Below are 7,218 nucleotides of genomic sequence, written 5' to 3'. Positions count from 1 at the left end.
AAGTGGCTTTCGCGACACCGCGGTCGGCAACCACGAGCCGGCGCCGCCTCGGTGAAAGTGGTCGTGACGAGGTCAGTGGCCCCGCGCGATCCATTCGGCCAGGTGCGGCGCCTCCGTGCCGATGGTGGTCCCGTCGCCGTGCCCGGTGTGGACCCGGGTCTCCTCCGGCAACGTGAACAGCCGCTTCTCGATCGACGAAATGATCGTCGGGAAGCTGGAGAACGAACGCCCGGTCGCCCCCGGCCCGCCCGAGAACAGCGTGTCACCGGAGAACAGGACCTTGCCCTCGGGCAGGTGCAGGCAGACCGAACCGGGCGAGTGACCCGGGGTGTGGATCACTACGAGATCCGTGCCCGCGACGGCGATCCGCTCGCCGTCCTCCACGCTCCGGAATCCGCGCCCGGGGTGGGTCATCTCCCACAGTTCCCGATCGCCGGGGTGCAGCAGGACCGGCGCGTCGAGCTGCTCGCCGAGCTGCGGGGCCACGGTCACGTGGTCGTTGTGCCCGTGCGTGCACACGACGGCGACCACGCGACGGCCGCCGACAGCCTCGGTGATCGCGCGCTCGTCGTGCGCGGCGTCCACGATCACGACCTCGTCGTCGTTCCCGACGAGCCAGATGTTGTTGTCGACGTTCCACGACCCGCCGTCGAGTTCGAAGACACCGTTCGTGACGACGCGGTCGATCCGCGGGTCGCCGCTCACAGGATGACCACCGAACGCAGCACTTCACCCGCGTGCATGGTGTGGAACGCGTTCTCGACGTCGCCGAGCGAGATCCGCTCGCTCACGAACCGGTCGAGCGGCAGCCTGCCCTGCTGGTGCAGGTCGATCAGCACCGGGAAGTCCCGCTCCGGCAGGCAATCGCCGTACCAGGACGACTTCAGCGCGCCACCACGCGAGAAGAAGTCCAGCAGCGGCATCTCCAGCCGCATGTCCGGCGTCGGCACGCCGACCAGCACCACGGTGCCCGCCAGGTCGCGTGCGTAGAAGGCCTGCTTCCAGGTCTCGGGGCGGCCGACCGCGTCGATGACGACGTCGGCGCCGAAGCCGCCGGTCAGCTCCTGGATCGCGGCGACGGCGTCGGTCTCCGTGGCGTCGACCGTATGCGTCGCGCCGAGGTCTCGCGCCCACTCCAGTTTCCGCGCGTCACGGTCGACGGCGATGATCGGCGACGCGCCCGCCAGGCGGGCACCGGCGATCGCCGCATCGCCCACTCCCCCGCAGCCAATGACGGCCACCGAGTCACCGCGGCCGACACCGCCGGTGTTGACCGCGGCGCCGAGACCGGCCATCACGCCGCAGCCGAGCAGGCCGGCGACGGCGGGATCCACGCCCGGGTCGACCTTCGTGCACTGTCCGGCGTGGACGAGCGTCTTGTCCGCGAACGCGCCGATGCCGAGCGCGGGCGTCAGCTCCGTGCCGTCGGTCAGGGTCATCTTCTGCGTCGCGTTGAAGGTGTCGAAGCAGTACTGCGGACGCCCCCGCTTGCACGCCCGGCACTGCCCGCACACCGCTCGCCAGTTGAGCACGACGAAATCGCCGGGCCGCACCGAATCGACACCCTCGCCGACGCTTTCCACGGTCCCCGCCGCTTCGTGGCCGAGCAGGAAGGGGAACTCGTCGTTGATGCCACCGTCGCGATAGGTCAGATCGGTGTGGCAGACACCGCAGGCCGCGATGGACACGACGACCTCACCGGGCCCCGGGTCGGGGATCACGATGTCCGTCAGCTCGACCGGCGCCCCCTTCGACCGGGCGATCACCCCGCGCACCTGTTGTGGCATTCCCTGTTTCCTCCGCTCGACGACGAAGACATGCGCGGCGACGCATGCCTGACGCGAGGTTAAACCGGGACACCGGCGGCCGCGACCTGGCCGTCGGTCGAGAAAACCTGGCCTTTCGACCAGGTCGGGTGACGGCTACGCTGACGACGATGCCCGAATCGGCCGACCTGACAGCGCTGCGCGACGTCGTCGAAGGCCCGCTGGCCGAGATCGCCGGCCGGTTTTCACGGCTGCTCGCCGAAGACTGGCCGCACCAGGCGCTCGTCATCTTCACCCTGGAATGTACCGGCAGGCCGCGCAAGGTCACCGGCGCGAAAGAGATCGCCGACAAGGTCGCGATCCGCGAACTCGAAGCGATCAAATCCCTCGTCGAACCCGGCGGGCACCTGACCCTGACGGCCACTCTCGGCGGCGCCGCGCGAACGGTCTGGGCCGTGCGCGATCCCGGCGGGACACTGCTCGTGCTCGTCCCGCGCCCGAGCCGCAAACGCTTTCCCCGGCCTGGTCCGCTGGCGGAGATCTTCGGCATCGTCGCGACGTCCATCCGCCAGCAGGTCACCCAGGCCAGCCCCGACTACCTCGCCGAGTCGCGCGCGGCGTCCAGTGAACGCGCGCGCACGATCGTGGAGATGGCCGCCGCGCACGAAACCGCGCTCGTGACGATCCTGAGCGCGCTGCGCTCGACCCGCCTGGACGACCATCGCGCCCGCCTCGTCGCGACGGACTCCGCCTCCGCCGCGCTGGTGGCGCTCCGGTCGGCGCACGAAACCGATCTCGCGCTGTCCGAGGAACCGGCGCACACCGCGTTCGGCAGGCTCCGCCGGGAAGTCCGGCAGGTGACGCGGCATCACGGCGCCGAAATCGAGTTCGTCGCGCCGTCGAAGGACGGGCGTCCGCTGCCCGGCGAGGTCGCCCACGCCGCCCGCGCGATGACGTGCACCGCGGTGCTCGCGTTCACCGCCCAGCCGGAGCTGACCCGCCTCCGTGTCGCGTGGACGAGCGACGAAACGGCGCTGCGCCTCGACATCCGCGATCAGGAATCCGGCGAACTCGACGTCGCGGGCCTGCGGCTGCAACTCGACGGCCGCGCGAAGACCCTCGGAGCCACCGTCGAGGTCGACGCCGTTCCCGGCTGGGGCAGCCGCGTCACCGTCGACCTCCCTTTCGAGCCGAAATCGGACCGGGCCGGTGAGGCCGTGCTCGCCGACCTCAACCGCCGTGAACTCGAAGTGCTGCGACTCGTGGCGCGAGGGCAGCGCAACAAGGCCATCGCCGCCGCGCTCGGCATCACCGAGAGCACGGTGAAGTTCCACGTCGCGGGCGTGCTGAGGAAGCTGGACGTCGGTTCCCGGGGTGAAGCCGCGGCTTTGGCCTTGACCGCAGGAATCGCCGCCGAACACTCCGCGTGATCATCACCCTCGGCGCCGTTGTCCATTCCCCACCGAATGGCCGCAGGGTCAAATACTCAGAGTGTGTTTTCTCGGCGTTAACAGAATTCGCCTTTTCGCCTCGATCGAGTGAAACTCGGCGCACCCTCCTGAGCTGCGGTAATACTGTGAAACCGCAGGCAGATTCGTCCTGAAGAACGAGCGCGCGGATTGATCGGCGCACTGTCCTGCTGTTAGAGATAACCCTCCCGGATTCGCATCCCGTTGCGAATGACCCTGCGCATGGACAGGCATTGAATGACCCGATCGCAGACCTCTTGCGGTGCCCCACGCCCTCAGCCGGCCGTCGCGTTTCTCGCACTGGCGCTGATGGTTCTGGCAGGCTGCGGCTCCGCCCCGGCCGAAGGCGGCGGGGCCGCGGCTCCCGTCGCCCCGCCGTCCTCGTCGCCCGAGGCACTGGCCGCGCTGCCCGAGGCGAACACCTTCGGTGAACTGAAATCCGCGCCGGCCGACCCGGCCCGCGAACTCCCCGCCGGCGGCGAAGTCCTGCACCCGAAGGCGGACGCGGCGATCTACCGCGCTCCCGGGGCCGAGCCGATCGCCCGGCTTCCGGAAACCCAGATCGGCTCGCCGACCTGGGTCCCGGTGATCGCCCGGCAGGGCGACTGGGCGCAGGTGCTGCTGCCCACGCGCCCCAACGGCGCGACCGGCTGGCTGCACGCCACCCCGGAGACCGTGGAAACGGCGCACAACGATTTCGAGGTCCGCGTGGACCTCGCCGGATTCCGCCTGGAAATCCTCGAAGCGGGCAAGCAGACCGGCTCGTGGACCATCGGCACCGGCAAGCCCGAACACCCCACCCCCACCGGCCGCGCGTTCATCCTCGCCTCGATCAAGGAGAGCGTGAACACCTACAGCCCGATCGTGCTGCCGCTGAGCAACCATTCCGATTCGCACGAGACCTTCGGCGGCGGGCCCGGCACGGTCGGCCTGCACACCTGGCCGGACAACAGTTTCGTCGGCAAGGCCACCAGTGACGGTTGCATCCGGGTCACTCGCGAGGCGCTGGACCGCCTCGTCGAGCTGCCGCTCGGCACCGTCGTGCACATCACCTGAATATTCGAACCACGGAGGTAATTTCCTTGTCCCCACGTACATCCGGCGTGCTCGCCTGCACGGCCGCGGCCTGCCTGCTCCTCACCGCCGCCCCCGCCACGGCCGCCCCTGCCGAGTCCGCGTACGCCATCGCCGCGTCCGGATTGGTCAAGATTCCGCGCACGCCTTCGGTTTCCGGGCCTGGCAAGGAATCCCTCGCCTCGGTGGCGCTGCCGACCGAAGGGCCGTCGCTGGTCGGCGCGAAGGCGCTGAACGCCGCCGTGAAACCGGGCCACGCCGAATCCAGCGTCGCCGGGCTCGCGCTGAACCTCGGCCTGCTGCCCACCGGGACCGCCCTTCCCGGGCTGAGCGCCGAGGTGATCGAGGCCGAATGCGGCAACGGCAAGGGTTCCGTGTCGATCGCGAACCTGAAGGTCGGCGGCAAGACGCTCAAACTCGACCAGGTCGCGCCGAACACCACGGTGCCGGTGGCCTCGCTGCTCGAACTGACTGTGAACAAGCAGACCAAGAACGCCGACGGAACCCTGACCGTGACGGCGGTTTCGGCCAAACTGCTCGGCAAGACGCAGACCCTGGACATCGCGTCGGCCACGTGCGCCAAGGCGGCGGGCGAGAAGCCGGAACCGCCGACCAAGCCCGGCGACAAGCCGCAGCCCGGCGGCAAGGCCCCGAAGCCCACCCCGGTCCCCGCCCACCTGGACGTCACCGGCTGACGCTGCCGCGGCGCTGACTCGCGTGATCAGACCCGGATCTCGCGTGTTCAGAGGCGGAACTCGTGTGCTTGGAGACGGATCTCGTGAGATCCGCCTTCAAGCACGCGAGTTCCGCCTTCAAGCACGTGAGATCCGGGTCTGATCACGCGTACCAGGCGGGCTAGGGCTGCGGGGCCTCCGACGCCTGGAGCGTGCCGCCCGGCAACCGGTTCACTCCCCAACTGCGTTCGATGTAGTCGATGATCCTGGTGACGTCCTCGGCGGGCACCTTCTCCGGCTCCCCGTGTTCGAGCGGGTCGGTGTGGAAGATGTAGAGCCGCGACGCGAACTGGTCGAACGGCAGCGAGGCCTCGCCGAACCGCTCCCCGTTGCCCGCGGTCGAAACCACGACGCCGTCGCCCCAGTCCTGTCCGCTGTCGTTGTTCGGGTTGTAGAAGTACACCCGGGTGACGTCCTGCGGGTCGGCGGCGACCCGCAGGATGGTGATCGCGTGCCAGCCGACGTAGCGGGCCGCGCTGTCGGTGACGGCGACACCGGCGGGCTGCGGGTGGATCAGCGGCTGCCCGCCGTTGTAGGCCGGGTGGTAGCTCACGTGGAACTGCCGCAGGAAATTGTCGAGGTCGATCAGGTTCCCGGTCTCGACGTCGACGTTGATCCGGAACCCGCGCGCGGCCCACCAGCCGTGGAACTCGGGGTTGACCCAGCGGTGCGGATCGCCGGGCCTGCCGATGCAGCGGCGCCCCATTTCGGCGTAGATCCGGTCCAGATGCGGCACCACGAGCAACGAAACCGGGTCCAGATCGGTCTGCGGGGTGGTGGCGACCCCACCCGCGCTGTCGTTCGACGAGATCGGCTGGCCTTCGAAGTGCATGACGATCTCGTCGTCCCGCGCCGCCCAGACCACGATCTGCAGCAGGTAGTCGGGGTCGTTGTAGGCCCACATCGACAGCGCGCGGGCCGACTGACAGGTCGGGTTGTCCCCCTGCCCGACCCCCAGCGGCAGGCCCAGCATCGACAGCACGCCCGCGGTCAGCCTCGCCTCGGGTCCCGGCTCGTCGCCGAACACCGCCGTCAGCCGCTCGCGCGCGCTCTCGGACAGTTCCAGTCCCAGCTGACGCCACAGCGCGGGCACCATCGGCGGCGCGTGGAGGATGCCGCGGTCGAGCAGCAGCGCCAGCCCGTAGATGCACTGGGCGGTCTGCGTGTGCACCGCCACCTCGATCAGCTTGTGGATCAGGTCCCGGTGGCGCAGCAGGCAGTTGCGGCCGGTGTCGGACAGGCCGAGTGCCTCTCCGAGCAGGTAATCGCTCTTGTGCCGCAGGAATCGCAGCAGTTCGGCGTGATACGGCGAGACCAGCCCGGTGTCGTGCATGGCCCTGGCGAACCCGGTGGCCTCGTATTGCAGGCCACCGTCGTCCATCGCCTCCAGCCGGGACCGGAAGACCTCGGTGCCGGGGTCTTCCCGGCAGGCCTCCGTGGTGCCGAACAGCGCGGTGATCAATCTGTCGATGCCCTGCCCGGAGGCGTTGCCGAGATCGACCTCGGGATCGCCGCGGTAGACCGCGATCCGCGTGATCAGCGACTGCACCTGGTCGACCTGGATCGGACGCTGGCGCAGGATCCGCCAGATCTCCTCGACCAGTTTGTCCAGCACGCTCTCGTAGCCGATCTCGTCGGCCACGTGCCGGAACAGGTCCCTGATCAGCTGCGCCGTCCGGCCCTGCCGGGTGCGCTCCGCCTCGGTGGGCGGGGTGAACAGCAGTTCCAGGTTCAGCGCGAGCACCTGGGACAGGAACTCGCGGGCGTCCTCCGCGGACAGTGTCGGGTGATCGTAGTCACCGCGGGCGACGGCGAGGGTGCGCAGCTCGCTGCACGCCTCCATCACCACGGTGTCCGCGTCCCCGGCGTGGAGGCCGGGCCCGACCAGCGCCGGGATCAGGATCTCCGGGGTGGCCCAGTCCGTCCCCAGGAACAGGCCTGCCTCCTCCAGCACCCGCGCCCTGGCCTGGACCGCCGCGGCACCGCCCGGCTGCACCAGGACCCGCCGCAACGCTTCCAGTATCCGCCGCAGCTTGGTGTGCTTGCCGAAGTCTCGGGTTTCGGCCATCGCCCTGATGGCGTCGTCGAGCGAGGCCACGCGTTTGTCCAGCGTGGCGGACGCGCCATGAACATCGACGGTCGGTTTCAAAGGCATCCCTCGGGTCGGTCTCCTGC

The 7,218-nt window shown here is 69.6% G+C and carries 6 protein-coding genes; 3 read left to right on the top strand and 3 right to left on the bottom strand.

The annotated features are described in order from the left end of the window. Positions 1 to 72: 72 nt before the first annotated feature. The gene (locus tag CFP71_RS36100) at positions 73 to 705 is read right to left on the bottom strand and encodes an MBL fold metallo-hydrolase (RefSeq protein ID WP_093938429.1); all 633 of its coding nucleotides are present in this window, start codon (positions 703 to 705) and stop codon (positions 73 to 75) included. Next, entirely contained in the window at positions 702 to 1,787 is a 1,086-nt protein-coding gene (locus tag CFP71_RS36095) for an S-(hydroxymethyl)mycothiol dehydrogenase (RefSeq protein WP_093938428.1), read from the bottom strand. The genes CFP71_RS36100 and CFP71_RS36095 overlap by 4 nt, the downstream gene beginning before the upstream one ends. Before the next feature lie 149 nt (positions 1,788 to 1,936). On the opposite strand from CFP71_RS36095, the gene CFP71_RS36090 reads away from it, so the two are divergent. The 3 genes from CFP71_RS36090 to CFP71_RS36080 all read left to right on the top strand — a co-directional run bounded on the left by CFP71_RS36090 (position 1,937) and on the right by CFP71_RS36080 (position 5,004). Further along, positions 1,937 to 3,196: a helix-turn-helix transcriptional regulator gene (locus tag CFP71_RS36090; RefSeq protein ID WP_093938427.1), complete on the top strand. Its 1,260-nt coding sequence runs from the start codon at positions 1,937 to 1,939 to the stop codon at positions 3,194 to 3,196. Between the two features lie 276 nt (positions 3,197 to 3,472). Next, positions 3,473 to 4,291 (top strand): L,D-transpeptidase family protein, encoded by an 819-nt coding sequence (locus tag CFP71_RS36085; protein ID WP_093938426.1) that lies wholly within the window; start codon positions 3,473 to 3,475, stop codon positions 4,289 to 4,291. Positions 4,292 to 4,317: 26 nt separating this feature from the next. Continuing rightward, on the top strand, positions 4,318 to 5,004 hold the full coding sequence (locus CFP71_RS36080) for a choice-of-anchor P family protein (RefSeq protein WP_244199966.1): 687 nt from the start codon (positions 4,318 to 4,320) through the stop codon (positions 5,002 to 5,004). A gap of 160 nt (positions 5,005 to 5,164) precedes the next feature. On the opposite strand, the gene CFP71_RS36075 is transcribed toward CFP71_RS36080, so the two are convergent. Further along, a complete protein-coding gene (locus CFP71_RS36075) occupies positions 5,165 to 7,198 on the bottom strand; it encodes a hypothetical protein (RefSeq protein ID WP_093938424.1) in 2,034 nt (677 codons plus the stop codon). Between the last annotated feature and the right edge of the window lie 20 nt (positions 7,199 to 7,218).

The sequence above is a fragment of the Amycolatopsis thailandensis genome (assembly GCF_002234405.1).
Taxonomy (GTDB): Bacteria; Actinomycetota; Actinomycetes; order Mycobacteriales; family Pseudonocardiaceae; genus Amycolatopsis; species Amycolatopsis thailandensis.
The sequence above is the reverse complement of the archived record's forward strand: the minus strand, read 5'-3'. Positions and strand labels throughout refer to the sequence as shown.